The 26,529-nt window shown below is 66.3% G+C and carries 19 protein-coding genes and 5 pseudogenes; 9 read left to right on the top strand and 15 right to left on the bottom strand.

Annotated features, from left to right (window positions below; translation table 11 throughout):
• On the top strand, positions 1–1,406 hold a 1,406-nt coding region (locus OR16_RS24220; protein WP_006160715.1), incomplete at its 5' end, for a sigma-54 interaction domain-containing protein.
• Positions 1,407–1,412: 6 nt separating this feature from the next.
• Here OR16_RS24220 and OR16_RS24215 read toward each other — a convergent pair.
• From OR16_RS24215 to OR16_RS24170, 10 genes and pseudogenes are all read right to left on the bottom strand, one after another.
• Positions 1,413–2,420: a cysteine synthase A gene (locus tag OR16_RS24215; protein ID WP_006160714.1), complete on the bottom strand. Its 1,008-nt coding sequence runs from the start codon at positions 2,418–2,420 to the stop codon at positions 1,413–1,415.
• 165 nt (positions 2,421–2,585) lie between these two features.
• Positions 2,586–2,879, bottom strand: a complete 294-nt coding sequence (locus OR16_RS24210) for a putative quinol monooxygenase (RefSeq protein WP_006160712.1) — start codon at positions 2,877–2,879, stop codon at positions 2,586–2,588.
• Between the two features lie 336 nt (positions 2,880–3,215).
• Positions 3,216–4,692 (bottom strand): annotated as a pseudogene (locus OR16_RS24205) (N-acyl-D-amino-acid deacylase family protein).
• A gap of 32 nt (positions 4,693–4,724) precedes the next feature.
• On the bottom strand, positions 4,725–5,717 hold the full coding sequence (locus OR16_RS24200) for an ABC transporter ATP-binding protein (RefSeq protein WP_006160710.1): 993 nt from the start codon (positions 5,715–5,717) through the stop codon (positions 4,725–4,727).
• Entirely contained in the window at positions 5,714–6,754 is a 1,041-nt protein-coding gene (locus tag OR16_RS24195) for an ABC transporter ATP-binding protein (protein WP_006160709.1), read from the bottom strand. Before OR16_RS24195 ends, OR16_RS24200 begins: the two co-directional genes overlap by 4 nt.
• Before the next feature lie 14 nt (positions 6,755–6,768).
• The gene (locus OR16_RS24190) at positions 6,769–7,671 is read right to left on the bottom strand and encodes an ABC transporter permease (protein WP_006160708.1); all 903 of its coding nucleotides are present in this window, start codon (positions 7,669–7,671) and stop codon (positions 6,769–6,771) included.
• Positions 7,672–7,712: 41 nt separating this feature from the next.
• Positions 7,713–8,647, bottom strand: a pseudogene (locus tag OR16_RS24185) (ABC transporter permease).
• Between the two features lie 59 nt (positions 8,648–8,706).
• Entirely contained in the window at positions 8,707–10,290 is a 1,584-nt protein-coding gene (locus OR16_RS24180) for an ABC transporter substrate-binding protein (protein ID WP_006160707.1), read from the bottom strand.
• Between the two features lie 76 nt (positions 10,291–10,366).
• Positions 10,367–11,821 (bottom strand): M81 family metallopeptidase, encoded by a 1,455-nt coding sequence (locus tag OR16_RS24175; RefSeq protein WP_006160706.1) that lies wholly within the window; start codon positions 11,819–11,821, stop codon positions 10,367–10,369.
• A gap of 123 nt (positions 11,822–11,944) precedes the next feature.
• Positions 11,945–13,107 (bottom strand): annotated as a pseudogene (locus OR16_RS24170) (NAD(P)/FAD-dependent oxidoreductase).
• A 183-nt stretch (positions 13,108–13,290) separates the two neighbouring features.
• Between OR16_RS24170 and OR16_RS24165 the strand changes: the two are divergent.
• Both OR16_RS24165 and OR16_RS24160 read left to right on the top strand, forming a co-directional pair.
• Complete coding sequence (locus tag OR16_RS24165; RefSeq protein ID WP_006160704.1) at positions 13,291–14,019, top strand: helix-turn-helix domain-containing protein; 729 nt, start codon at positions 13,291–13,293, stop codon at positions 14,017–14,019.
• A gap of 230 nt (positions 14,020–14,249) precedes the next feature.
• Entirely contained in the window at positions 14,250–15,461 is a 1,212-nt protein-coding gene (locus OR16_RS24160; RefSeq protein WP_043420853.1) for an HD-GYP domain-containing protein, read from the top strand.
• 114 nt (positions 15,462–15,575) lie between these two features.
• On the opposite strand, the gene OR16_RS24155 is transcribed toward OR16_RS24160, so the two are convergent.
• The 5 genes and pseudogenes from OR16_RS24155 to OR16_RS24135 all read right to left on the bottom strand — a co-directional run bounded on the left by OR16_RS24155 (position 15,576) and on the right by OR16_RS24135 (position 19,380).
• Entirely contained in the window at positions 15,576–16,370 is a 795-nt protein-coding gene (locus OR16_RS24155; protein WP_006160702.1) for a peptidylprolyl isomerase, read from the bottom strand.
• 4 nt (positions 16,371–16,374) lie between these two features.
• Positions 16,375–16,689: a BolA family protein gene (locus tag OR16_RS24150; protein WP_006160700.1), complete on the bottom strand. Its 315-nt coding sequence runs from the start codon at positions 16,687–16,689 to the stop codon at positions 16,375–16,377.
• An 83-nt stretch (positions 16,690–16,772) separates the two neighbouring features.
• Positions 16,773–17,312, bottom strand: coding sequence for a septation protein A (locus tag OR16_RS24145; protein ID WP_006160698.1), 540 nt, complete (start codon positions 17,310–17,312; stop codon positions 16,773–16,775).
• Between the two features lie 70 nt (positions 17,313–17,382).
• Entirely contained in the window at positions 17,383–17,829 is a 447-nt protein-coding gene (gene msrB / locus OR16_RS24140) for a peptide-methionine (R)-S-oxide reductase MsrB (protein ID WP_006160696.1), read from the bottom strand.
• 128 nt (positions 17,830–17,957) lie between these two features.
• Positions 17,958–19,380, bottom strand: a pseudogene (locus OR16_RS24135) (protein adenylyltransferase SelO).
• Between the two features lie 394 nt (positions 19,381–19,774).
• Between OR16_RS24135 and OR16_RS24130 the strand changes: the two are divergent.
• The 6 genes and pseudogenes from OR16_RS24130 to OR16_RS24105 all read left to right on the top strand — a co-directional run bounded on the left by OR16_RS24130 (position 19,775) and on the right by OR16_RS24105 (position 26,460).
• A complete protein-coding gene (locus OR16_RS24130) occupies positions 19,775–21,247 on the top strand; it encodes a fatty-acid--CoA ligase (RefSeq protein ID WP_006160695.1) in 1,473 nt (490 codons plus the stop codon).
• A gap of 148 nt (positions 21,248–21,395) precedes the next feature.
• A complete protein-coding gene (locus tag OR16_RS24125; protein ID WP_006160693.1) occupies positions 21,396–22,634 on the top strand; it encodes a branched-chain amino acid ABC transporter substrate-binding protein in 1,239 nt (412 codons plus the stop codon).
• A gap of 181 nt (positions 22,635–22,815) precedes the next feature.
• Complete coding sequence (locus tag OR16_RS24120) at positions 22,816–23,763, top strand: branched-chain amino acid ABC transporter permease (RefSeq protein ID WP_006160692.1); 948 nt, start codon at positions 22,816–22,818, stop codon at positions 23,761–23,763.
• Between the two features lie 10 nt (positions 23,764–23,773).
• Complete coding sequence (locus OR16_RS24115; protein WP_237717192.1) at positions 23,774–25,099, top strand: branched-chain amino acid ABC transporter permease; 1,326 nt, start codon at positions 23,774–23,776, stop codon at positions 25,097–25,099.
• On the top strand, positions 24,984–25,745 hold the full coding sequence (locus OR16_RS24110) for an ABC transporter ATP-binding protein (RefSeq protein ID WP_237717194.1): 762 nt from the start codon (positions 24,984–24,986) through the stop codon (positions 25,743–25,745). The genes OR16_RS24115 and OR16_RS24110 overlap by 116 nt, the downstream gene beginning before the upstream one ends.
• Positions 25,745–26,460: pseudogene (locus OR16_RS24105) on the top strand (ABC transporter ATP-binding protein). Before OR16_RS24110 ends, OR16_RS24105 begins: the two are co-directional and overlap by 1 nt.
• The last annotated feature ends 69 nt before the right edge of the window (positions 26,461–26,529 follow it).

Raw genomic sequence — 26,529 nt, 5'->3', positions numbered from 1 at the left:
GCCGCATCGAGTCCGGGCGGCGCGACTACGTCAATACCATCCTGGCGCACCTGAACGAAGGCGTGGCCGCGGTGGATGCGGAAGGGCGCATCCAGACCTACAACCCCGCCATGGAGCGTTTCCTGGGCACGCCGCCGGCCGCCGCGCTAGGCCGCAAGCTGCAGACACTGGCTCCAGCGCTGTCGCTCGATGGCGTGATGCACAGCGGCAGCAAGGAGCTCGAAGCGATTCACAAGCTCGGCGACAAGATGGTGGTGGTCAACCGCATCCCCATCATCACCGAAGCCGGCACCGCTGGCGCGGTACTGACGCTGCAGGATGCCAATGCCATCCACCGGGTCGACCGCAACCTGCGCTCGCGCAGCCGCGCCCGGCCGGCCGGCGTGCGCTACAGCCTGGACGACCTCGCTGGCGCCTCGCCGGCCATGCATCACCTGCGCGAACTGGCGCGGCGCTACGCCGCGGTGGACTCCACCGTGCTGGTGGGTGGCGAGAGCGGCACCGGCAAGGAGGTGCTGGCCCAGGGCATGCACGACGCCAGCCCGCGCCGCGTATTCCCGTTCGTGGCGGTCAATTGCGCGGCGTTCCCGGAGACCTTGCTGGAAAGCGAGCTGTTTGGCTACGAAGAGGGCGCATTCACCGGCGCGCGCCGTGGCGGCAAGGCTGGCCTGTTTGAATCCGCCCACAACGGCACGCTGTTCCTCGACGAGGTGGGCGACATGCCGCCCGCGCTGCAGACGCGCTTGCTGCGTGTCCTGCAGGAAAAACAGGTGTTGCCGATTGGCGGCCTGGACGCCGTGCCGGTCAACGTCCGGGTGATTGCCGCAACGCACCGCAACCTCGGTGAACTCGTGCGCCAGGGCAGCTTCCGCCAGGACCTCTACTACCGCTTGAACATCCTGCGCATCGAAATGCCGCCTCTGCGCGAGCGTGCTGGCGACTTGCCTGAGCTGGCCGAACTGCTGTACCGGCGCGCCCAGGAGCGCCTGGGCCAGCCAGCGCCGCTGCCGCTGCCGCAGGCCGTGCGGGCAAGGTTGTCTGGCTATGCGTGGCCGGGCAATATCCGCGAGCTGGAAAATGTGACGGAGCGCATTGCCGTGCTGGTGGCGGGGCGCAGGCTGGCGCCCGCGGACCTGCTCGACGAATTGCAGGCGGCAGCGCCGGAGCTGTTTGGCTCGCAGCCGCAGGGCGATGCGGCGCCAGCGGCTGGCGCCGCGTGGAGCGCGGCGGGGAGCGGCGACGGCGATGCGACGGGTGCCGGCTCGCTTGCGGGCGTAGCGCGTGCCAGCCAGGCCGAGCATATCCGGCGCGTGCTGGCGGAATGCGGCGGCAACCGCGCCGCCGCCTGTCACCAGTTAGGCATCAGCCCGACTACCCTGTGGCGCCGTTTGAAAGAAGCGGTCTAGCGAGCCTCACGGCCGTGCCACGCCTGGTGCCGGCACATGCGGTGTCAGCCCCTTCGCGGCCAGCCAGTCGGCGTTGAACAGGCGCCCGGCATACAGGTCGCCGCGGTCGCTCAGCAGGGTAACGATCGTATGGCCCGGCCCCATCTCGTGGGCCAGCCAAACCGCCGCCGCCACGTTGATGCCGGACGAGCCGCCCACCCATAAGCCTTCCTCGTGCAGCAGCCGGTACACCATGTCGACGCAGGCCTGGTCGTCGATCCGCACCGCATCGTCGATCGGCGTGTCCGCCAGGTTGGCGGTGACGCGGCTGGAGCCGATGCCCTCGGTGATGGAGTTGCCCTCGGCCTTGATCGCGTGGTGCTTGACGAAGTGGTACAGCCCGCTGCCGTGGGGGTCGGCCAGCACGATGCGCACAGGCGGGTTGCGCTCTTTCTCTTTCAGGTAACGCGCGACGCCCGCCAGCGTGCCTCCCGTGCCGGTGGCGCAGACGAAGGCGTCGACCTTGCCGGCGGTGTCGTGCCAGATTTCCGGGCCGGTGGTCTCGTAGTGGGCCTGGCGGTTGGCGAGGTTGTCGAACTGGTTGGCCCAGACGGCGTTTTCCCTTTCCTCGGCCAGGCGTCCGGCCACTTTCTGGTAGTTGTTGGGGTCGGCGTAGGGCGCCGCCGGTACCGGGCGCACCTCGGCGCCAAGCAGGCGCAGGCGGTCCATTTTTTCCGGGGACTGGGTGTCGGGGATGACCACGATGCAGCGGTAGCCGCGCGCGGCGCAGATATGCGCCAGGCCGATGCCGGTATTGCCGGCGGTGCCTTCCACGACGGTCCCGCCAGGCTTTAGCACGCCCCGCCGTTCGGCGTCGCGGATGATGTACAGCGCCGCCCGGTCTTTGACCGAGCCGCCCGGATTCAGGAACTCGGCCTTGCCGAGGATCTCGCAACCGGTCTCCGAGCTCAGGCCTGCCAGCCGGATCAGAGGTGTATGGCCGACAGTGCCGACGAAACCATCCTTGACTTCCATGATCCACTCCGAAGCTTGCGCTCCGTATGCGCAGGAGCGTCACTCAGAGTGATAGATCGGTGTCGGGAGAATGACAAGCGGAGCCGGGACCCCAGGGCGGGAAGGCGTTCGGCTTTAGCTGAAAAAGCCGATTTGAATCACTTTTGACAACAGCCGGGACGACCGTCAGGCAGCATTCAACCACCGGAAATTGATATCGCCTTCCAGGAATTCCTGGCGGGTGGCGTGAAAGTCACGCACATATTCGCTGTTGAGATGTGATTCCAGCGCGTGCCTGGAATTCCATTCCATGTAGAGCACGAACACCTCGGCATCCTCGGCGTCCTCCCCCACGTGGTAGCGCAGGCAGCCGGGTTCCATGGCGCCGCGCAGGCGCAGCGCGGCCAGCTTGGCAACCAGGACCTCACGGCGGTGGGCCTTGGCGCGCGCAATTCCGACAAGCGTGTACGTTGTGGACATGGTGTGAACGGCAAGCGTGTGGCGGGCCATTGTAGCCGCGCAGGCGGGACTTGGGCCGAAAGCCCGAGGGCATTGGCTGGCTATTCGAGTGGGTTGACAAGTCGGCGCCTGGGCGATAACGGCGCGGCCAACGTCCGCGGCAGGGGTGGGCCTGGCGCGGCAGGCTGGCCAGGCGGCTCGCTGGCGCGGCGTGTCGTGTTGTGCCGCGTCGCCTAACCGCGTCAATTGTCGTCAAGAACCGGTAATGCGCCATATCGGGCATTTCGCTCTCCCGGGAGTGATCCCGCGATCGGCAGGAAATGCCCGAAGCCAGGGCTGTGGCGGCGGTTCCTGTTCCTACCGGATGGCTTGCCGGCTGATGACCTGGCCGTTGCGCGCACCACTGTGCGTGCCGTGTCGCCAGGTAATCGCGCCATTGACGATCACGGTGTCGATGCCTTCGGCCGGGCGGGTGGGGGTTTCGTAGCTGGCGGCGTCGCGTACGTTGGCGGCGTCGAAGATCACGATGTCGGCATGGTGGCCCACTTCGAGCGTGCCGCGCTGGTGCAGGCCGAAGTTGCGTGCCGTCAGGCCGGTCATCTTCCAGACCGCCGTCTCCAGCGGGAACAGTCCAACCTCGCGGCAGTAGTGGCCGAGTACGCGCGGGAAGGTGCCCCACAGGCGGGGATGCGGACAGGCGGGGATGCGGGCTTTCGCCAACCGGAATGCCGTCGGAGCCGATCATGGTTTCGTCGAAGGCGAGGATGCGCTGCACGTCGTTCTCGTCCATCAGGAAGTAGACCGCGCTGCCCGGCTGCAGGCGGCGCGCGGCCTCGTCCTTGGCCACGCCCCATTCCCTGGCGATGTCATCGAGATCGCGGCCCGCGCATTCAGGGTGCGGCTGGCTGGCGGAGATCAGCACGCGGCCTTCGAGCATGCCGCGGTCGGTGCGGATCATGGTGGAGCCGGCCGTGTACGGGTAGCAGTCGAGCGAGACGCACTGGTGCTTCATGGTTTCACGGATGAATGGCAGCGTGACCTGGCTCCTGCCGAAGTTCGCCGTGTTCTGCACCTTGTGGTGCGACACCACCACCGGCACGTCGAGCTCGCGGCCGATGCGGAAGGTTTCTTCCAGCGACTGCATGACATGGTCGGACTCGTCGCGCATATGCGTGACGTACAGCGCCTTGCGCGCGCTGAGCGGCCGGCAGACTTCGATGATTTCCTCGGTCGTCGCCTTGGCGGCGGGCGGGTAGAAGGTACCGGTCGACAGGCCGATCGCGCCGGCCTGCATGGCCTCCTCAACCAGCGCTTGCATGGCGGCGATCTCTTCGGCGTTCGCAGGCCGGTCCAACGCCGGCATGATGACCGCGCGCAGCGTCGAATGCCCGACCATCGCCGCCACGTTAACGGAGCTTGGCGTGGCGCGCAGCGCGTCGAGGTAAGCCGCGAAGGTGGTGAAACGGCCTTCGGCCGGCGAGTCGATCAGGCTCAGTGGCATGGGCAGGTCCATGTCGGCGCGCAACGGGGCGGCACTGATGCCGCAATTGCCGGCAATCACGGTCGTTACGCCCTGCGAGATCTTGAAGGGCATGGTGGCCTGTGACAGCACGGCCTGGTCGTCATGCGTGTGCGCATCGATGAAGCCGGGGGCGACGATCTGGCCCGCCGCGTCCAGCGTCCGGTCGGCCGTGTGCCCGGCCAGGTTGCCGATCGCCGCGATGCGGCCGCCGCGCACGCCGATATCGGCGCCAAAGCGGGGTGCCTTGCTGCCGTCGATCACGGTGCCGCCAGCGATCAGCAGGTCGTAGTGCGTGGAATTAGAGTCGGACATCGGGTTCCTCTTTTTGGTCTGCAGCGAGTCGGTCAACGGAAATGGCAGGCCACCTGATGCCCACCGCCGGCGGATGACCGTTCGGTGAGGGCGGGCGTCTGTTTCTTGCATACGGCTTGCGCCAGCGGGCAGCGTGTGTGAAAGCGGCAGCCCGACGGCGGGTTGGCCGGGCTTGGCGGGTCGCCTTGCAGCAGCAGGCGCCGGGCCGGCGTGCGCGGATTGGGCACTGGCACCGCGGACAACAGGATCTCGGTGTACGGGTGGCGCGGTGCGCAGAACAAGGTGTCGCGGTCGGCTAGTTCGACAATCTGGCCCAGGTACATCACGGCGACCCGGTGGCTGATGTGGCGCACCACCGCCAGGTCGTGCGCGACGAACAGGTAGGCGATGCCGAGCTCGGCCTGCAGGTCCATCAGCAGGTTGACCACCTGCGCCTGCACCGAGACGTCGAGCGCCGACACCGGTTCGTCGCAGACGATCAGCTTGGGGTTGAGCGCGAGCGCGCGCGCGATGCCCAGCCGTTGCCGCTGGCCGCCCGAGAATTCGTGCGGGAATTTCTTGACCGCCTCCGGGCGCAGGCCGACCTTGCTGAACAGCCACTGCACGCGTTCGGCGCGCTCGGCACGCGAATGCATGCCGAAATTGCGCAGCGGCTCGCTAACGATCTCGCCCGCCGTCAGGCGCGGGCTTAGCGAAGCGTAGGGGTCCTGGAAGATGATCTGCAGATCGCGCCGGCGCAGGCGCATGGTGCTTGCCGGCAGGCCCAGCAACTCCTCGCCATCGAGTTGCACCGAGCCCGAGGTGGGCTCGACCAGGCGCAGCACCGACTTGGCGGTGGTGGTCTTGCCGCAGCCGGATTCGCCGACCAGCGAGAGCGTCTCGCCGCGCTCGACGGTGAAGGACACGCCGTCCACCGCCTGGATCGGCGGCTTGCGCGGCGCCAACCAGCGCTGCGGCGCGATGTAATGCTTCTTGAGCTGCTCGACCTTGAGCAAAGGCGAGCGCGTGGCAGTGGCGGTACTCATGCGATGGCTTCCTGGGCTGGCTGGTTGCATTCGATGCGGCCTTCCTCGATCGCGAAGCAGGCCACGGCATGGTCGCCGCCGTAGCGCGTGAGCTGCGGGATCTCGCGTGCGCAGCGCGTGTCGGCATGCGCGCAGCGCGCCGCGAACGCGCAGCCGCGGCGCGCTTCCTGCGGCGACGGCACCAGCCCGGGGATCTCGGCCAGGCGCTGGCTGCTGGTGTTCATCGAAGGCATCGAGGCCATCAGCGCGCGGGTGTAGGGGTGCAGCGGGCGGTCGAACAGGTCGATGACGCCGGCTTCCTCTACCTTGCTGCCGGCGTACATCACGATCACGCGGTCGCAGCATTCCGCCACCACGCCAAGGTCGTGCGTGATCATCACCACGCCCATGCCTAGTTCTTTCTGCAGGCGGCGGATCAGGTCCAGGATCTGGGCCTGGATGGTTACGTCGAGCGCGGTGGTGGGCTCGTCGGCGATCAGCACCTCGGGGTTGCAGGCCAGCGCCAGCGCGATCATCACGCGCTGGCGCATGCCGCCCGAGAGCTGGTGCGGGTATTCGTTGACGCGGCGCTCGGGCTCGGGGATCTGCACCAGCCGCAGCATTTCCACCGCGCGCTTCAGCGCATCGGCACGGCTTGCCCCTTGGTGCAGCTGCACGGTCTCGGCAATCTGCCGGCCGATCGTGAGCACCGGGTTCAGCGAGGTCATCGGCTCCTGGAAGATCATCGAGACGCGGTTGCCGCGGATGCGGCGCATCTCGCGCTCGCTGAGCTGCAGCAGGTCGGTGCCGCGCAGCCGCACGGCGCCGCGGATCCGTGCCGGCGGCGCGGGCAGCAGCCGCATGATCGACAGCGCGGTCACGCTCTTGCCGCAGCCGGACTCGCCGACCACGCCAAGCGTCTGGCCGGCGCGCACGGTGTACGAGACGCCGTTGACCGAGCGGGCTGGGCCGGTGAGCGTGTCGAAATGGGTGTGGAGGTCGTCCACCTCGAGCAGCGGCTCGCCGGTGGCCAGGGCAACGCGGGACATCGTCGTCATGAGTGGGTCCCCTTTCAGAGTTGCCGCGCCAGGCGCGGATCGAGCGCGTCCCGCAAGCCGTCGCCCAGCAGGTTGATCGCCAGCACCGTCGCGGCCAGCAGGATGCCGGGGTAAAGGATGATATGGAACGCCACCGCGACGAAGTTGCGGCCCTCGGCCATCATGTTGCCCCAGCTCGGTGTCTGCCCGGGCACGCCGACGCCGAGGAAGGACAGCGCCGCTTCCGTCAGCACGGCGGCAGCGGCCACGAAGGTGGCTTGCACGATCAGCGGCGCCACCATATTGGGCACCACATGGCGCGCCAGGATCACCGGCAGGCGGGTGCCCACCGCATGCGCCGCCTCGACGTAGAGCTGCTCGCGCAGCGTGAGCGCCAGCGAGCGCACCAGCCGCACCACGCGCGGCACCTCGGGGATGGTGATGGCGACGATCACGGCCGTGAGGCTGGCCTGCGTGACGGCCATCAGCGCGATCGCCAGCAGGATGCCGGGAATGGCCATCAAGCCGTCCATCACGCGCATCACGAACGAATCGGCCCAGCGCACGAAGCCCGCGGTGAGGCCGAGCAGCACGCCAAATACGGTCGCCAGCAGGCCGACCGACAGGCCGACCACCATCGAGACGCGCCCGCCCCAGACCGCGCGGCTGAACACATCGCGGCCGAGCGCGTCGGTGCCGAACCAGTGCTCGGCCGAAGGCGGCTGCATGCGCGCTAGCGGGTCGATATCCTGGGGATCGAAGGTGGCGATCCAGGGCGCGCCGATGGAGAGCGCGGCAATCGCGGCCAGCAACAGCGCGCCAATGATCAGCATGGGGTGCTTGCGCGCCCAGTGCCAGCGCGGCAGCGTGAAGGGGGTGTCCTGTGGCACCGCCGCGCTGGGGGCGGCGCCTTCGGTCACGGGCAGGGAGGTGGACATGGTGGCAGGTCTCGCGGCAAGGATGGGATTGGTACCGGATGTCAGTACTTGATGCGCGGATCGAACAGGCGGTAGCTCAGGTCGATCATCAGGTTGATCAACACGTAGACACCGGCCGAGATCAGCAGCACGCTCTGGATTACCGGGTAATCGTGGCGCTGCACCGAGTCGACCACCAGGCGGCCAACGCCCGGGATGGCGAACACGCTCTCGGTGACGACCACGCCGCCGATCAGCAGCGCGATGCCCATGCCGATGGTGGTGGCGATCGGGATTGCCGCGTTGCGCAGCGCGTGGCCCAGCACCGGCAGCACGCCCAGGCCCTGGCGCGCGCGGTGCGGATGTAGTCCTCGTGCAGCACCTCAAGCACGGTGGCGCGCGTCATGCGCGTCACCAGCGCGATATAGACCAGCGCCAGGTTGACGCAGGGCAGGACCAGGCTGCGCAGCCATTCGCCTGCACCATCAGCGAAGCGCGCATAACCCTGCACCGGAAACCAGGGCAGCTGGATGGCGAAGGCATAGACCAGCAGGTAGCCCACCAGGAACACCGGCAGCGAAAACGCCAGCACCGCGAACAGCATCACCAGCCGGTCGATCCAGCTACCGGCGCGGTAGGCCGCAAGCGTGCCCAGCGGTACGGCGACCAGCAAGGTCAGCAGCATGGTCAGCGCGGCGATGGAGGCCGTGGGTTCCAGCCGCTGCGCCAGCAAGCGGGCCACCGGTACCTGGGTGAAGATCGAGGTGCCGAGGTCGCCGGTCGCGAGCCGGCCGAGCCACAGCACGAACTGCCGCCACAGCGGCAGGTCCAGGCCCAGTGCGCCGCGCAGTTTTGCGATGTCGTCGACCGTGGCGAGGTCGCCCGCAATCAGCGCAGCCGGGTCGCCCGGCGACAAGTGGATCAGCAGGAACACCACGATGGCTACCACCGCCATCACGGGTAGCGTCGCGGCCAGGCGTCGGAGCAGGTAGCCCATCGTCGTGTCTCCTCGGTGGGTCGTTTTTTCGTTTTCGTTCTTTCGTTCGTTCTTCGTTTCTACTTGTCGAGCATCCAGACCGTAGGCATGCCGGCCCACAGCTTGTCGACGCCCTTGAGGCTGGCGCGCGCCGCGAAGGCCGCCGAGTACTGGCCGGCATTCACATAGGGCACGGCCTCATAGGCGCGCTTCTGGAAGGCGTCGAGCAGTTCCTTGCGCTTGGCCGGCACGGTCTCGCGGATCCAGGCGGTGCGCAGCGCATCGAGCGGCTTGTCGCAGGGCCAGCCGGGCAGGCTGTTGCCGCAGGCGGCGCTGAGGTAGGCGTTGGTGATCGGCGAATTCGAATCGAACTCGCCCGCCACCGTCACGTACATGTTCCAGCCGCCGGCCTCGGGCGCATCGCGCTTGGCACGGCGCGCGCCGATGGAGGCCCAGTCCATGTTCTGCATGTCCACGTTCATGCCCATGCTGCGCATGGTCTGCGCCGCCATCAGCGCCTCGGCGTTGAGATGGGGCACGTCGGTCGGCACCAGCAGCACCACCTTCTCGCCCTTGTAGCCGGCCGCGCCCAGCAACTGCTTGGCGCGGGCCAGGTCGGCCTTGCGGTAGGGTTCGGCACCGGCTGCCGTATCGTTGGCGCCGCCGCAGATGAAATAGGTGGCGCAGTAGTTCATGCGCATGTCGAGCGGATACCCCATGGCCGCGGTGAAGCGGTCCTGGCTCACTGCCTGCAGGAAGGCCTGGCGTACCTTCGGGTTATTGAAGGGCGGATGCAGCTGGTTCATCACCAGCACGCCCTGGTAGGCGCCGCCCGAGCCGATCTTGACGTTGGTGTCGGCACGCAGCGGGGCGATGTAGTCCGGTGGCACCTGCTCCACCAGGTCGACCTCGCCGCGCTTGAGCGCTGCGATGGCACTGTTGGCGTCCGGCAGGTAGAGCCATTCGACGCGCTCGAACTGGCTCTTCTTGCTGCCGGCTAGCCCGCTCGCCGGCTCGCTGCGCGCCACGTAGTTCGGGTTGCGCACGAAGACCGCCTTGTTGCCCGGTACCCATTCGTCGCGCTTGAAGACGAAGGGGCCTGAGCCCATCACCTCGGGCAGCGGCGCGGTGGCGGGCATCCGGGCCAGGCGCTCCGGCAGGATCACCGGCGGAAAGCCCGATGGCTTGGCCAGCGCGTCGAGCACCATGCCAAAGGGCTCCTTGAGCGTGAGCGTGACACTGCGTGCGTCGAGCGCCTTCCATTCGGCGCCGGCGTCGCCCATGGCGCGGCCCAGGCTGTCGCGTGCGCCCCAGCGCTGCAGCGATGCGACGGCGTCGGCCGCGGTGACCGCGCTGCCATCCGAGAACTTGAGGCCGGGTCGCAGGGTGAAGCTCCACTGCTTGCCGTCCTTGGAACTGCTGTACTTGTCCACCATCTGCGGTTGCGGCTTGCCGCTCGCATCCTGCGCGAACAGCGTGTCGTAGACCATGTAGCCGAAGTTGCGCGTGATGTAGGCGGTGGTGAAGGTCGGGTCGAGGATCTTCAGGTCGGCATGGGCCACGACCTTGAGCGTCTTGGTCTGCGCCAGCACGGGCAGGCTGGCGCTGGCCAGGGCGAGCGCGCTCGCCGCGAGGGCGGCGCGCAGGGCGGGATTCAGTTTCATCGGCAGGTCTCCATTGTCGTTGTTATCGTTGTTATCGTTGTTATTGTTGTTGTCGTTGCGAACCGGCGCGCGGCGCTCAGGTCGCCGCCGCGTCGAGCGGCCACTTGGGCCGGCGCACCTTGCGGTAGGGCAGGGTCGTGAGATCGAGCGTCACGGCGCCGGGGGCGCCCGCGTAGATCACGTGCTTGGCCACCTTCGAGAATGACGCGTAAAAATGCTGCGAGGACTTGACCACGATGATCTTCTTGCGCGCGAGCTCGCAGCCCAGTTGCGTGAACAGATCGGTGCCCATCGCCTGGTTGCGCAGCGTGATCAGCACGATGTCGATGCCGTTGGCTTCCACCAGCGCGCAATCGCCCATTTGCACCGGCGTGTTCGACAGGCCGGTCATCACCATGTCGGGCAGCAACGCCTTGATCGTGCAGTCCAGGTCCAGCGGATCACCCGAGAGCGGGCTGATCTTGCCGCCGATGCGCATCGCCAGGCGCGCGCCGACCCCCGCATCAAAGGCGATGCGCACCGCGATCGGGTCCCACAGCGGGCCGACGGCGGCGTTGGCGATGCCGCGCTCGATCATGCGGCGCAGGATAAAGGTGGAGTCGCTCGCCGCGCCGCCCCCGGGATTGTCCGCGCCGTCTGCCAGCACCACCGGGCCGCCATCGAACGCCAGGGCCTCGTCGAGCGCGGTGTCGATGTCCGGATAGCGCACCGTGAGCGCCTCGCGCATGCCGATCAGCTCGTCGGCCAGCTGGCGGGCCAGCCCATCGGCCTGGGCCTGGTTGCCATCGGTATAGACCAGCACCTTGGTGCCCATGCCGGGCACGTCTCCCCACGAGAAGCCGTGCGCAATGGAGACCGATAGCACGCCGTCCCGGCCTTCCAGCGACTGGATGCGGTCCACGAAGCCGCGCGCCGGCTCGCGCGAGGTATGAACGGTAACGATCATCTCGCAGTCGACCACGGCGGCCACGGGGCGGATCTTGCCTTGCGCCTTGGCCGCGCACAGGTCGGCCAGTTCCAGGGCGCGCTCCAGCACGTCGGTGTGCGGGTATTCCTTGAAGGCGATCAGCACGTCGGCGTGCGCCACCATTTCCGGCGTCAGGTGGCTGTGCGGATCGAGCTCCGCGCCGACCACCACCTCCGGCCCGACGATGGCGCGCACGCGTTGCAGCAAGTCGCCTTCGCAATCGTCGTAGCCATCGGCCACCATCGCACCATGCAGGCCTAGCAGCACCATGTCCACGGGCAGCGCCGCGCGCAGGTCGGCCAGCAGCTCCTCGCGCAGGGTTTCGTAGGCATGGCGCGTGGTCGTGCCGCTAGGCTGCGCGCCCGCCACCATGCCTTCGGATAGCTGCCAGCCGAGCTCCTTGCCGCGCAGCCGGGCGGCCCACAGCGGGCCGGAGAAGAACGTCATCTGCTCGGGATGCTGGCCGGCCGGGTAGTAGCCGCGGTCCCTGAAGGAAGCGAGGCCGGTCGGCATCGGTCCGAAGGTGTTGGTTTCGGTGGCAAGGGAGGCACTGAAGACACGCACGGTGGTTATCTCCTGGTCAATTTGTCGATCGGCGTTTGGCGATCGGCGGTTGGCGGTTGGCGGTTGGCGATTGGTGCTTGGTGCTTGGTGCTTGGCGATGGTCGGTCGGGGGGCAAACGTGATTCAGCTCGAGCCAGCCAGGCGGCGCAGCCGCGCAGGCCCCAGCATCTCGGCGCTCAGGCCGAACGATGCCGGGTGCGCGGGCACCGGCAGGCCGCGCGCAAGCGCGGCGCAGGTTTCGCCCATGGCGGCCGAAGTCTGGATGCCATAGCCGCCCTGGCCCGCGACCCAGAAGAAGCCGGGTACCGCGTCGTCAAAACCGCCGACCAGGTCGCCGTCGGCGACGAAGGAACGCAGCCCGGCCCAGGTGCGGATGGGGCGGCGGATGGCGAGCGACGTGGCTTCCTCGATGCGGTGGATGGCGAGCGCGATATCCATTTCCTCGGGCTGGATGTCCTGCGGCTCAACCGGATCGGCATTGGCCGGCGAGCCCAGCAACATGCCGGCATCGGGCTTGAAGTACCAGTCCTCGTCCGCGCCGAAGACCATCGGCCAGCGGTCGGTGTCCATGTCCGCGGGCGGCGCGAAGATGAATGCGGAGCGGCGGCGGGGCTCGATTCCCAGCGGCTGCACGCCGGCCAGCCGTGCAACGGCGTCGACCCAGGCGCCGGCGGCGTTGAGCAGCACGGGCGCTTCGTAGACCGCCCCGCCAGCCTCCACGCGCCAGTGGTCCTGCACGCGCGTGATCGCGCTGGCTTCGGCATCGCACACCAGCTTGCCACCGGCCTGGCGCATGCCGCGCAGATAGCCTTGGTGGATGGCATGCACATCCATGTCCGCGGCGTTGGGCTCGTACACGGCGCCCAGCACTGTCCGGCGCAGCGCCGGCACGCGCTCGCGCGCTTGCGCCCGCTCAGGCGGCGCGCATCGGGGTCCATGGCGCGCAGCATCTCCCAGTGCGCGTCAAGCAGCGGTAGTTGTCCGGGGCCGGCGATCATGAGCGCGCCGCGCGGCGTGAGCAGCGGATGCGAGGCAAAGCCAGGCGGCGGATCCTGCAGGAAAGCACGGCTTGCCATGGTCAGCGCGCGCACCTGCTGGGTGCCATAGCTCTCCATGAAGAGTGCCGCCGAGCGGCCGGTCGAGTGGTAGCCAGGCTGGGCTTCGCGCTCGAGCACGATGACGCGCCCATGCGGCGCGAGCCAGTGCGCGACGGACGCACCGGCAATGCCGCCCCCGATGATGAGGTAGTCGGCTGATATCGGCGAAGCAGCGTGAGTTGTGCGCATGATGGTGGTGGGGCTGAGCGCGCTCGTGGGGCGCTGGTGCTTTGGAATGCGAGTGAGTGTATTCAAGAATTTGCGAATATGCAAATTGCGAATACGCAAATTTTGCACTAAAGTGAGCGGCATGGGATGTAGCCGGCCACACCGTCTGATAGCATCCGTTCCAACGGAAAAAAGGACGCAGGCTTGAAAACACACATCGCCCCGGAGCGCGGCAGCGACGATAGCGACGAGTCGCGCACGCTCGACCGCGAGACCTTTGGCAAGCGTCTGCGCAGTGCGCGCAAGGCGTTCGGCTGGACGCTGGCGCATCTGGCCGAACTGTCGGGCGTCTCGATCACCACCATCTCGCGCGCGGAGCGCGGGCAGCTGGCATTGGGCTATGAGAACTTTGCCGCGCTGGGCAAGGCACTGCGAATGGACATGGGCTCGATGTTCGCGGGCGCCGGGGCGAAACCGGCGCCATTCCAGGGGCCGGTCGTGACGCGGGCAGGCGAGGGTGTGACCTACCGGGGTGTGGCGTTTTCCTATGAATTCCTCGGTACCGAGGCGGTGGGAAAGCAGATGATCCCGGTGGTCAGCACCGTGCACGCCCGCCGTATCGCGGGGCCCGAGGATTTCGCGCGCCACCCCGGGGAGGAGTTCGTGTATGTGCTCTCCGGCGAGCTCGAGGTGCATTTCGATGGCGGCGAGCGGGTGCATCTGGCGCGCGGCGATTCGCTGTACTTCGATGCCCGCATGGGCCACGCCTACATCAGCCTCAGCCGCCAGCTGGCGCGGATCGTGGGCGTGATGACCAGCGAAAGCAGCTTCATGAAGTCCGCCCAGGCCGGCGATACCGAGGCCGCGCCGAAACCTGCCGCCGGGCGGCCGCCTGGGAAAGCCGCTGCCGGCAAGGGGCGGGGTAAGGGTTGAAGGGCTACTCGCCAGTCTCCGCCCGTGCATGCAGTGCGCCCGGCGCTCGCGCGAACGTCAGTCCAACGTGATTCCCGCCGTCTTGATAGAACGCCCATGGCACGCCCGTGCCGCATGAGGGGGGTGCCTGTCCGGGCCGGGCTAAGGGATTTCCCGCCAGTCCTAAAGTATCTCGTCCCCTTGCCGTTAAGCGGCCACGCCTTATGCAATCTGGACACTGGGGAACAGGCATGCTGAAAAGGATAAAGACCCAACAGCTACAAGTCGGGATGTTTGTGGCCAGGGTGGGCGGGCCATGGCTTGAGCATCCCTTCTGGCGCTCGCGGTTCCTCGTGAACAGCCGGGAGCAGATCGACCAGATGATCGCATCCAAGGTGGAAGAGGTCTGGATCGACCTGCTGAAAGGCAAGGGCATCCCGCCGCCGCAGCAGCTGGCCGCGACGGGTTCGCTGACGGTCAAGCCGGTGGCCGATGAGCCTGCCGGCGCCGTGCCGCAATCCGCGGTGCCGCTGGAAGTGGAGTTCGGGCTGGCCCGGGATATGATGAAGAACGGCAAGGCGGTGGTCGGGTCGATGTTCACCGACGCCCGCATGGGGCGCGCGCTGGAGGTGGAGGGCGCCCTGATGCTGGTCGATTCCATATCGAACTCCCTGACGCGCCATTCGCAGGCGCTGATTGCGCTGGCGCGGCTCAAGGTCAGGGACGACTACACCTATCTGCATTCCTTCGCGGTCTGCGCGCTGATGATCGCGCTCGGGCGCACGCTCGAGCTGGACCATGCTGCGGTGCAGCAACTCGGGCTGGCAGGCCTGGTGCACGATATCGGCAAGATCTCCGTCCCCGCGCAGGTGCTGCACAAGCAGGGCGACATGACCGCGGCGGAGATCGCCATGGTGCAGCGCCATCCTTCCGTCGGCTATCGCATCCTGAACGAGGCCAGGCTGTACAGCAATATCCCGCTCGATGTGTGCATGCATCATCATGAGCGCATCGACGGCCGCGGCTATCCCTTCGGCTTGCACGGCAACGAGGTCAGCGTGCACGCCAAGATCGCCGCGGTGTGCGATACCTATGACTCGCTGACCTCCAACCGCCCCGGCCACCAGGCCTGGACGCCGGCTCGGGCGCTGGAATACATGGCGGTGCGTGTCGATACCTTGTTCGACCGCACCGTGTTCCAGGCTTTCACCAGGTCGATCGGCATCTATCCGCTGGGAACGGTGTTGCGCCTGCGCTCCGGAAGGCTGGCGGTGGTGTTCGCGCAGAACGATAACGAGCCGCTGCGCCCGCGGGTAAAGGTGTTTTACTCATTGAGCGAAGCCGCTCAACTTGGCCCCGAGACGTTGGACCTGAGCGAAGCGGAGGATACGATCGTGGGGTTCGAGGACCCGGCACAGTGGGGCTTCCGGGACGAACAGTTGCTGGAACTCTGCGCCGCCTGAACGTGCGGCGCTACCGGTCAACACTGGGCGTGCGAGACCGCTGGCGCGGGCGCCACAAAAGAAAACCGGCGCCATCGGCGCCGGTTCTGCTTTTCACAGCAAGCGTCATTCCGCTTACTGGATCTTTGCCTTGTCCTTGAGCGACTTCATCATCGCCTGGAACTGCTCGCGCTGCCAGTTCTGGTCGCCCATCAGCATCTGCACCAGTTGCGGCTTGACTTCCTCGAACGTCGGGACCTTGGCGTCGCGGGTGTCGTCGAGCTGGATGATGTGCCAGCCGAACTGGGTCTTGACCGGGGTTTCGGTCATCTGGCCCTTCTTCAGCGCGGTCATGGCGGCCGAGAACTCCGGCACGTAGCTGCTGCTGTTGGCCCAGTCGAGGTCGCCGCCGTTGGCCGCGGAACCCGGGTCCTTGGACGAGGCCTTGGCCATGTCTTCGAACTTGGCGCCGGCCTTGATCTTGGCGATGATGGCGCGCGCGTCAGCTTCCTTCTCGACCAGGATGTGGCGGGCGTGGTATTCCTTGCCGCTGCCGAACTGGGACTTGATCTTGTCGTATTGCTTGCGCAGCTCGTCGTCGCTGGCGCCGTGGGTCTTGACGTAGTCTTCGAACACCGCACCGGCCAGCACGTTCAGCTTGGCCTGTTCCAGCTGTTCCTGCAGGTCGTCGCGCTGGGTCAGGCCGCGCTTGTTGGCTTCCTGCAGCAGCAGCTCACGGTCGATCAGCATGGTGCGGGCACGGTCGCGCAGTTCTGCGCTGGGGGGCTGTCCGGTGCCGGCTACGAGCTTGTCCAGCTTGGCCGAGGGGATCGCCTTGCCATTCACGACGGCGGCGTTCTGGGCGAGGGCGGGCAAGCTGCCAGCGGCAAGCACAGCCGCCAGGCTGAACGAGAGGACTGTGGTCTTCATGGAATCAGATCTGAGAGTTGCTCGAGGAATCGCGAGAGGTTTCGCGGGATTCAAGTTCTTGGTCAGTCAGCGCGGTCACCGCCAGCGCGTGGATTTGCGTGGGGAATAGATCGCGCAGCGCATCATACACCATGCGATGGCGCGCTACCCGGGTGCTGCCGGCAAATTGCGCGCTGACGATGGTGACGTGGTAATGCCCGCCGCCGGAGGCGGCGCCGGCGTGGCCGGCGTGCAGCGCGCTGTCGTCGCGTACTTCGATGCTGGAGGGCGAAAGGGCTGCGCGCAGCAGGGCTTCGATTTGTGCGGGTTCTGCGGCCATCGGTGAATGCGTATCCTGGTGGGCCCGGGCGGGGCCGGGGGATCAATCGAGGCAGGCGCGGCGGGCGGGGCCCGCCGGTGCGCTTACTCGGGGGTGTTTTCCTGCATGTGGCGGGACAGCCAGACGCTTTGCGCCAGGATGAACACCAGCATCAGGCCCATGCTGCCGAACAGCTTGAAATTGACCCAGGCGTCGGTGGAGAACTGGTAGGCCACATAGAGGTTGACCACGCCCATCACGGCGAAGAAAGCGGCCCAGGCAGCGTTGAGCTTGCCCCAGGCGGCTTCCGGCATGGTCACCTGCTTGCCCAGCATGGCGCGGATCAGGTTCTTGCGCCAGATCAGTGCCGACAGCGTCAGCGTGGCGGCAAAGAGCCAGTACAGCACGGTGGGCTTCCACTTGATGAAGGTCTCGTTGTGCAGCAGCAGCGTGGCGCCGCCGAACACCGAGATGATGGCCAGGCTGACCCACTGCATTGGCTCGACCTTGCGGTGGCGCAGCCAGACCCAGCCGATCTGCGCCACGGTGGCGGCGATCGCCACTCCGGTGGCGGCGTAGATGCCAGCGAACTTGAAGGCGACGAAGAACAGGATGACCGGGAACAGGTCGAACAGGAATTTCATGCGGACAGATTTGAGCGACGCGAGGTCGAAGGCTGGGTTGGCGGCGAACCGCCGCGCGGGCGGTTCTGGCTTAGCGCGGCGTGTCGGGCGATGTCGGCGCGGCGTCACCCGCGTTGAGTTCGGCGGGGTCGCGCTGGTCGAATTTTAGCGCAGCCGAGTTGATGCAGTAGCGCAAACCGGTGGGCGCGGGGCCATCTTCGAAAACGTGGCCAAGGTGGCTGCCGCATTCCTTGCAGCGAACCTCCACCCGGACCATGCCGTGCGTGTGGTCGGTGTGCTCGTCGATCACCTCGCCGTTGATCGGGCGGAAGTAGCTCGGCCAGCCGCAACCGGCGTCGAACTTGGTGCTGGCTTCGAACAGCGGTGTGCCGCAGCCGACACAACGGTAGGTGCCGCGCTCCCAGTGGTCCCAGTAGCGCCCGGTGAAGGGCCGCTCGGTGGCGGCTTCGCGGGCAACACGGTACTCGATGTCGGAGAGTTGCTCGCGCCACTCGGCTTCGGTCTTGTGCGTGGTCATAGTCGGCTTTCCTTTCTCGTTGGCCGGGAGCCTTGGCAGGCGCACCGCTTGTGGCGCAGCCCGTTTTTCGTCACCCAAGGCCAGTTGGTCGTTGCTTGCCTGTCAAACCTTACGGTGCCGCCGCGCCTTCATGACGAGCAGCTCACTTCCAGCCCGGATGCCCAGTCCGGCGGCAGCGCGGCATAGCCCTCGGCCTCCGGCTGCTCGTCGAACGGGCGCGACAGTACGGCCAGCAGGCGGTCCACCTCGCTGAAGTCGTTCTCGCGCGCGCGCTGGATGGCGGTTTCGGCCAGGTGGTTGCGCAGCACGTACTTCGGGTTGACCGCCAACATGGCCACGGCGCGCGCGGCGTCGACGGAGTTCTCGGCACGCAGGCGGGCGCGATAGGCTTCGGCCCAGGCATCCCACGCCGCACGGTCCAGGAACAGGTCGCGCACCGGGGCATCCTGGCTGCCATCGGCAGAGGAGATGCGGGCGAGGTTGCGCCAAAACAAGGTGTAGTCCACGCGCTGGGCGTGCAGCAGCTGGAACAGGTCGGTCAGCAGCGGTTCGTCGTCGGCATCGGGGCCGCCGGTCGGGCGCAGGCCAAGCTTGTCCCGGTATTGCTGGAAGAAGGCCGCGGCATAACGTTCGCGGAACGGATCCAGAGCGGCGCGCGCGGCTTGCACCGCGGCGTCGGTGGCTGCTTTGCTGGTGTCGGCACTGGCATCGGCATCGGCCTTGCCATTGCCCTCGCGCCACAGCGGCATCAGCGCCTGCGCGAGGCAGTGCAGGTTCCAGAATGCAACCTGCGGCTGCTGGCTGTAGGCGTAGCGGCCTTGCGAATCGCAGGGACACTTCACGCAGCAGCGCCTGGTAGGGTTCCTTGTCCTCGCGGCACTCGGGCATGAAGCGGTCGATCACGAAATCCGCCAGTTGGCGCAGCGCGCCAATGTCCTCGCGGGCGGCGAAATGCTCGAAATGCCCGAAGCGGATAAAGGACGGCGCCAGGCGCGTTACCACCGAGGCAGTCTCGATGGTCTCGCGGCGTACCGGGGCATCGGACCCGATGATGCACATGGCGCGCGTGGTCGGCACGCCCAGCGCTTGCATCGCCTCGGAGCAGAGGTATTCGCGGATCGATGAGCGCAGCACGGCGCGGCCATCGGCCATGCGCGAGTAGGGCGTCATGCCGGCGCCCTTGAGCTGGATTTCCCAGGGGCCGGAGGCGGTGCGCGCCTCGGCCAGGCGAATCGCCCGGCCGTCGCCCAACTGGCCCGCCCAGACCCCGAACTGATGGCCCGAGTACACGCTGGCGAGGGGATCGGCCCACTCGGGCAGGTGATTTCCTGCAAAAGTTTCGATGAAGCTACGCTGCGTTGCGGCATCCGCATCCCAGCCCAGCAACCCGGCTGCAGAGGCCGACACGCTAACCAGCCTGGGGGAGGGTAGCGGCGTCGGCGCGAGCCGTGTAAAGAAGCGCGGGCCCAACTCCGCAAAGCCAGGCACGGCCGTGAACGGTGGCCGCGGCTCGGCAGCATGCAATGGAGCGGTGTGCTCGGCGTCTGTCAAGGCTTGGGGGGCGTCGATTGGCTCGGGAGAGTTCACTGGGGCATCACTATGGGTGGCTGGGCGGTGCAGCGCCTGCCTGCCGGATTTCGCGCAAGTGCGCTTGCAGGCTAGGGAAAACGACATGTTGAGGTGCAACATGGCAGGCGTTATTGTACTTCCACGCCGTCAATCGCATCTCTGACAGTCGTTGTCACCACAATGTTTCCGGATATTCCTTGAATCCCGCCCCCGGTGCACCGCCATGGGGCCGGGACGCCGCTACCCGGCCTCCGGGATATGGCGTTGCACAACGGATTCCCGTTGACGTTTCATCAATGGATGGCAACAATCGGCCCAAAAATAGAACGGTTGTTCGTTTTTTTGACGGATTTCGAAAATTACAGGAGACTATTCCATGGCATTGATGGGTCAAATGATGAGCGAACCCCTGCTCATTTCCTCCATCATCAAGCACGCCGCACGCCACTATGGCGGCACGGAAATCGTCTCGCGACGGACCGAAGGCGATCTGCACCGTTACACCTACCGCGATTGCGAACTACGCTCGCGCAAGCTGGCCCAGGCCATCGCCGCGCTGGGTGTGCGTGCGGGCGAACGTGTCGGCACGCTGGCCTGGAATGGCTATCGTCACCTGGAGATCTATTACGGCGTATCGGGCTCGGGAGCGGTATGCCATACCGTCAACCCGCGCCTGTTCCCCGAGCAGGTCGCCTACATCATCAACCACGCCGAAGACCAGTACGTGTTCTTCGATGCCACCTTCCTGCCGCTGGTGGAAGGCGTGGCGGCGCATTGCCCCGGGGTCAAGGGCTGGGTGATGATGAGCGATCGCTCGCGCATGCCGGCGGAACCCAAGGTACCGCTGCTGTGCTACGAAGACCTGATCGATGGGCAGGACGGCGACTATGCGTGGCCGCAGTTCGACGAGAACACGGCTTCCAGCCTGTGCTACACCTCGGGCACCACCGGCAACCCCAAGGGTGCGCTGTATTCGCATCGCTCCACCGTGCTGCACGGCGCTTCGGTCTACGAGTTGTTCGAGCAGGAGAAGGTGACCTTCTCGGCCGGCGTGCCCACGGTATGGCTGGGCCTGCTGCAGTATGTGCAGGCCAATAACCTCAAGTTCTCCACCTTCCATCGCACTGTGATCGGTGGCTCGGCGGCGCCGCCCGCCATGATCCGCACGCTCAAGGCGCTGGGCGTGGAGACCATCCATGCCTGGGGCATGACGGAGATGTCCCCGCTGGGCACTTCCTGCAAGCTGCTGGCGCGTCACAACGACCTGCCGGAAGACGAACAGCAGAAGATCCAGGAAAAGCAGGGCCGCGTGATCTACGGCGTGGACATGAAGATCGTTGACGGTGATGGCAACGAACTGCCCTGGGACGGCAAGGCGTTCGGCGACCTGCACGTGCGGGGCCCCTGGGTGATCGAGCACTACTACCGCAACGACGCGTCGCCGCTGGTGGATGGCTGGTTCCCCACGGGCGACGTGGCCACCATCGACCCCGACGGCTACATGCAGATCACCGACCGCAGCAAGGACGTGATCAAGTCCGGCGGCGAGTGGATCTCCTCGATCGATATCGAGAACGTGGCGGCCGCCCACCCGGCGGTGCATATGGCGGCCTGCATTTCCTGCTTCCACCCCAAGTGGGACGAGCGCCCGCTGCTGGTCGTGATGAAGAAGCCCGGCGCCGAGGTGACGCGCGAGGAATTGCTGAAGTACTTCGAAGGCAAGGTCGCCAAATGGTGGATCCCCGACGACGTTGCCTTTGTCACCGAGATTCCGCTTACCGCTACTGGCAAGATGCAGAAACTCAAGCTGCGTGAGCAGTTCAAGGACTACCGCCTGCCGGCGGCCTGACCCCAAGGCGGCCATAGAGCCGCCAATGCCTGCCGGCCTTCGATGCCGGCGCTTGCAGGACAGGTTTGCGGCGCGCGAGGTCTTGGGAGGGCGCGCCGCCGCGAATCGGGATCAACAACAGCCAACAATAAAACCGAAGGAGACAAGCATGATCAGATTGCGTCCGCTCGTGGCAGCTACGGCCATTTTCGCGGCAATGGGTTCCGGGGTCGCGGCTGCCGAAACGGTGAAGATCGCCTTTATCGATCCGCTGTCCGGGCTGATGGCGCCGGTGGGGCAGAACCAGCTGAAGAGCTGGCAGTTTGTCGCCGACATCGCCAACCAGAAGAACTGGGGGGGCGGGAACAAGTTTGAAGTGGTTGGCTTTGACAACAAGCTCTCGCCACAGGAAAGCCTGACCATCCTCAAGCAGGCGGTGGACCAGGGCATCCGCTATATCGTGCAGGGCAACGGCTCCTCCGTGGGCCTGGCGCTGGAAGACGCGGTGGCCAAGCACAACGAGCGCAATCCGGGCAAGGAGATCGTCTACCTGAACTACGCGGCGGTGGACCCGGACATGACCAACAGCAAGTGCAACTACTGGCACTTCCGCCTGGACGCCAATTCCGACATGAAGATGGAGGCCCTGACCACTTACCTGGCCAAGGATCCCAACGTCAAGAAGGTCTACCTGATCAACCAGAACTACTCCTTCGGCCACCAGGTGGCGCGCGCCGCCAAGGAATACCTGAAGCGCAAGCGTCCGGACATCCAGATCGTCGGCGAAGACCTGCACCCGCTGGCACAGGTCAAGGACTTTGCTCCTTATGCGGCCAAGATCAAGGCTTCGGGGGCCGACACGGTGATTACCGGTAACTGGGGCAGCGACCTCGCGCTACTGATCAAGGCCGGCAAGGACGCTGGCCTGAGCACCAACTACTACACCTACTACGCCGGCACCACCGGCGTGCCGACCGCCATGGGCGCGTCGGAAGCCGGGCACGTCAAGTACGTCGGCTACTACAACCCCAACAACAAGGGCTTCAAGGGCGGCGATGTCATCGAAGGCTTCAAGAAGAAGTACAACGATGACTTCTACGTGATGGCCGCGTACACCGGCATCGCCATGCTGGGCAAGGCGTTCACGGACATCAAGTCGACGGATCCGGTCAAGGTGGCCAAGGCGCTCGAAGGCCTCAAGGCCGAAAGCCTGAACGGCACGGTGGAGATGCGCGGCTCGGATCACCAGGCCCAGCAATCGCTGGTGGTGGCCACCTGGACCAAGGCTGACGGCAAGGAGGTCAAGTTCGACCAGGAAAACACCGGCTTTGGCTGGAAGACCGATGCGCTGATGGACCAGTACGTGGCAGCGCAGCCGACTTCCTGCCAGATGAAGCGCCCGGGCTAAGCCCGCGCGCGGTGGATGGCGCGGCCAGTTCCGGCGCGCCACCCGATCCTGCATACTTCGGTCGGCCCGGCGCGGCGCATGCCGCTTTCGGGTGGGCGGCGCTCACCCGCGCGCGCCCGTTCTCCGACCGGCCGATCGCTGGCTGCCAACTGGCCACGAGCGTCAGAATGAAGGATAAGTTGTGGAATTCTTCGTCATTTCCCTATTGAACGGCGTCAGCTACGGGCTGCTGCTGTTCATGCTCTCTTCCGGGCTTACGCTGATCTTCAGCATGATGGGCGTGCTGAACTTCGCGCACGCCAGCTTCTACATGCTGGGCGCGTACTTTGCCTACACCATTGCCAGCAAGATCGGCTTCTGGCCAGCGCTGATCTTCGCGCCGCTGCTGGTGGCCGGCGCCGGCGCGCTGGTGGAGCGCTTCGGGCTGCGCACCGTGCACAAGTACGGGCACGTGGCCGAGCTGCTATTTACTTTCGGCCTGGCTTACCTGATCGAGGAAGGCGTGAAGCTGGTATGGGGCCTTGCCGCTGTACCTTACCGCATCCCTGCAGAGCTGGATGGGCCGCTGTTTACCATCTTCACCTCCTCATTCCCCAAGTACCGCGCCTTCATGATGGTGGTGTCGCTGGCCATGCTGGTGGCGATCTACCTGGTGCTCACCCGCACCCGCATCGGGCTGGTGATCCAGGCCGCGCTGACGCATCCGGAGATGGTCGAGGCCCTAGGACATAATGTGCCGCGCGTGTTCATGATGGTGTTTGGCGGCGGCGCCGCGCTGGCGGGGCTGGCCGGCGTGATCGGCGGCAATGCCTTCATTACCGAGCCGTCGATGGCGGCGGCGGTGGGGTCGATCATCTTCGTGGTAGCGGTGGTGGGCGGCATGGGGTCTTTAGTGGGGGCCTTCATTGCCTCGCTGCTGATCGGCGTGCTGCAGACCTTTGCCGTCACGCTTGACGCCTCGCTGGCTGGCTTGCTGGGCACGATCGGCCTGCAGGTTACCGACAGCACGCCGCTGTCTTCGTTATGGAAGCTCACGGTGGCGCAGGTTGCCCCGGTACTGCCGTATTTGTTGCTGGTGGTGATGCTGATTTTCCGCCCGCGTGGTTTGATGGGTACCAGGGAGGGTTGATCGCATGAGCATGGAGACGACAATGCAACAACGCCGCGAGACGGTCGTGACCGGCCGCACCATGCGCTACCGCCCGATGAACCTGGCGCGCTGGGCGATCTGGGGCCTGACCGTTGCCCTCGGTTTCGCCATCACGCTGATGTCGCAGATGGGCATCATGATTATTTTCGCGCTGTCCTACAACATGCTGCTCGGGCAGACCGGCATGCTGTCGTTCGGCCATGCGGTGTACGCCGGCCTGGGCGCCTTCATCGCCATCCATGTGCTCAATATGGTGGGGGCGGGCAAGGTCTGGCTGCCGGTCTCGCTGCTGCCGGTGGTTGGCGGCCTGGCCGGCGCCTTCTTCGGCGTGCTGTTCGGCTACGTCACGACCAAGAAGTCCGGCACTACCTTTGCGATGATCACCATGGGCATCGGGGAGATGGTGTTCGCCAGCTCGCTGATGTTCCCGGATTTCTTCGGCGGCGAGGGCGGCATCTCCACCAACCGCATGGTGGGCGACCCCGTGTTCGGCATCACCTACGGCCCTGGCCGCCAGGTGTATTACCTGATCGCGGTGTGGTGCCTGCTGTCGATGGTGGCCATGTACGCCTGGACCCAGACGCCGCTTGGCCGCATTGCCAACGCGGTGCGCGACAACCCGGAGCGGGTGGAATTCATCGGCTACAACACGCAGCGCGTGCGCTACCTGGTGCTGATCCTGTCGGCGTTCTTCGCCGGCATCTCGGGGGCGCTGTCGGCCATCAACTTCGAAATCGTGTCGGCCGAGAACGTCAGTGCGGTGCGCTCCGGCGGGGTGCTGCTGGCAGCCTTCATCGGCGGCGCGGGCGTGTTCTTCGGCCCGGTGATCGGCGCGGTGGTGTTCATCCTGTTCGCGGTGGCGCTGTCGGACCTGACCAAGGCCTGGCTGCTTTACCTCGGCCTGTTCTTCGTACTGATGGTCATGTTCGTGCCGGGCGGCATCGCCAGCCTGCTGGTGATGCAGGTGCCGCTGCTCGCGCGCGGCAAGCTGCGCCGCATGCTGCCTGACTACGGCCGCGCCGCGGCTGCCGGGCTGGTGCTGCTGGCCGCGGTGATCCTCACCGTGGAACTGGTCTACAAGGTGCAGGTGGATAGCGCCAACGGGACCGAGATGTCGCTGTTGCGCATCGGCTTTGACGCCGGAACGACTGGGACAAGGTACAGGCCGAAATGGCGGGAGGCGCGGCATGAGCACCGCACTGGAACTGAACGACGTACGCAAGAAATTCGGCCAGACCGAGATCATCCGGGGCGTCAACCTGAGCATCCCCAAGGGCGAGCGGCATGCGCTGATCGGCCCCAACGGCGCCGGTAAATCGACCACCTTCAACCTGATTTCGGGGCGCTTCGCGCCCAGCTCGGGCACGGTCAAGCTCAATGGCCAGGAGATCGGCGGGCTGCAGCCTTTCGTGATCAACCGCATGGGGCTGTCGCGCAGCTTCCAGATCACCAATATCTTTCACCGCTTGTCGGTGTTCGAAAACCTGCGCTGCGCGGTGCTCTGGTCATTGGGCTACAAGTATTCGTTCTGGCATCGGCTCTCGGAGCTGCGCGACGCGCGCGAGCGGGCGGACGAAGTGCTGGAGCTGATCGGCCTGCAACACCGGCGCGGCACCCAGGCCAGCCTGCTGACCTATGCGGAACAGCGCGCGCTGGAAATCGGCATCACCATCGCTGGCGGCGCCGAGGTGATCCTGCTGGACGAGCCCACGGCCGGCATGAGCCGCTCGGAGTCGGACCATGCGGTGGAACTGATCCGCCGCGTCACCGTGGGCAAGACCCTGGTGATGGTGGAGCACGACATGAGCGTGGTGTTCGGGCTGGCCGACCGTATCTCGGTGCTGGTCTACGGCGAGGTCATCGCCACCGACACGCCTGAGGCCATCCGCGCCAACCGCAAGGTCAAGGAGGCCTACCTGGGCACGACCCTGGACGAACCTGCTACTGAGGGAGCGCACTGATGGGCAAGCGCATGCTGGACGTGCAGGGCCTGCACGCCTACTACGGCAAAAGCCATATCCTCCACGGCGTCGACGCGCATATCGACGAAGGCGAGATCGTCGCGCTGCTGGGCCGCAACGGGGTGGGGGGCGCTCGACCATGGCCAAGGCCATCCTGGGCATGGTCAAGGCGGAGGGCTCGGTGCGCTTTCGCGACGAGGAGATCCTCGGCCGGCGCACCTTCGAGATCGCCCACCTGGGCGTGGGCTATGTACCTGAGAATCGCGATATCTTCCCGACCCTGACGGTGCGCCAGAACCTGCAGCTCGGGGAGAAGCGCAATCCGCGCCAGTCAAAGCCCCGCTGGACGGTGCAGGACATGTACAACATGTTCCCGCGCCTGAAGGAGCGCGAGAACACCTCGGCCGGTGTGCTCTCCGGCGGCGAGCAGCAGATGCTCACGCTGTGCCGCACGCTGATGGGCGACCCCGACCTGGTGCTGATCGACGAGCCGACCGAAGGGCTGGCTCCGATGATCGTCACGCTGGTGGGCGATTACCTGAAGGTCCTGAAGGAGCGTGGCGTGTCGGTGCTGCTGATCGAGCAGAAGCTGGCCATCGCGCTGGATATTTCCCAACGGGTCTACGTGATGGGGCATGGCCACATCGTGTTCGAGGGCACGCCTGGGGATCTGAAGGCGAATGCGGCGATTCGCAAGGAATGGCTGGAAGTGTAAGCAGGATGGGTGTCCTCGTGAGCCCGGGACACCCATCCATGCCGGCTCGTGCGCCGGCGCTGCCCTGAA

The sequence above is a fragment of the Cupriavidus basilensis OR16 genome (genome assembly GCF_000243095.1).
GTDB lineage: Bacteria > Pseudomonadota > Gammaproteobacteria > Burkholderiales > Burkholderiaceae > Cupriavidus > Cupriavidus basilensis_D.
This window is presented reverse-complemented; position numbering and strand designations above follow the sequence as displayed.

What these genes read in the sequence shown, in the direction of transcription:
- OR16_RS24160 (WP_043420853.1), top strand. Translation starts at nt 14,250, where the DNA reads ATGCTGAAAAGGATAAAGACCCAACAGCTACAAGTCGGGATGTTTGTG.
- OR16_RS24190 (WP_006160708.1), bottom strand. Translation starts at nt 7,671, where the DNA reads ATGTCCACCTCCCTGCCCGTGACCGAAGGCGCCGCCCCCAGCGCGGCG.
- OR16_RS24125 (WP_006160693.1), top strand. Translation starts at nt 21,396, where the DNA reads ATGATCAGATTGCGTCCGCTCGTGGCAGCTACGGCCATTTTCGCGGCA.
- OR16_RS24210 (WP_006160712.1), bottom strand. Translation starts at nt 2,879, where the DNA reads ATGTCCACAACGTACACGCTTGTCGGAATTGCGCGCGCCAAGGCCCAC.
- OR16_RS24150 (WP_006160700.1), bottom strand. Translation starts at nt 16,689, where the DNA reads ATGGCCGCAGAACCCGCACAAATCGAAGCCCTGCTGCGCGCAGCCCTT.
- OR16_RS24180 (WP_006160707.1), bottom strand. Translation starts at nt 10,290, where the DNA reads ATGAAACTGAATCCCGCCCTGCGCGCCGCCCTCGCGGCGAGCGCGCTC.
- OR16_RS24145 (WP_006160698.1), bottom strand. Translation starts at nt 17,312, where the DNA reads ATGAAATTCCTGTTCGACCTGTTCCCGGTCATCCTGTTCTTCGTCGCC.
- OR16_RS24130 (WP_006160695.1), top strand. Translation starts at nt 19,775, where the DNA reads ATGGCATTGATGGGTCAAATGATGAGCGAACCCCTGCTCATTTCCTCC.
- msrB (WP_006160696.1), bottom strand. Translation starts at nt 17,829, where the DNA reads ATGACCACGCACAAGACCGAAGCCGAGTGGCGCGAGCAACTCTCCGAC.
- OR16_RS24200 (WP_006160710.1), bottom strand. Translation starts at nt 5,717, where the DNA reads ATGAGTACCGCCACTGCCACGCGCTCGCCTTTGCTCAAGGTCGAGCAG.
- OR16_RS24115 (WP_237717192.1), top strand. Translation starts at nt 23,774, where the DNA reads ATGGAGACGACAATGCAACAACGCCGCGAGACGGTCGTGACCGGCCGC.
- OR16_RS24195 (WP_006160709.1), bottom strand. Translation starts at nt 6,754, where the DNA reads ATGACGACGATGTCCCGCGTTGCCCTGGCCACCGGCGAGCCGCTGCTC.
- OR16_RS24215 (WP_006160714.1), bottom strand. Translation starts at nt 2,420, where the DNA reads ATGGAAGTCAAGGATGGTTTCGTCGGCACTGTCGGCCATACACCTCTG.
- OR16_RS24155 (WP_006160702.1), bottom strand. Translation starts at nt 16,370, where the DNA reads ATGAAGACCACAGTCCTCTCGTTCAGCCTGGCGGCTGTGCTTGCCGCT.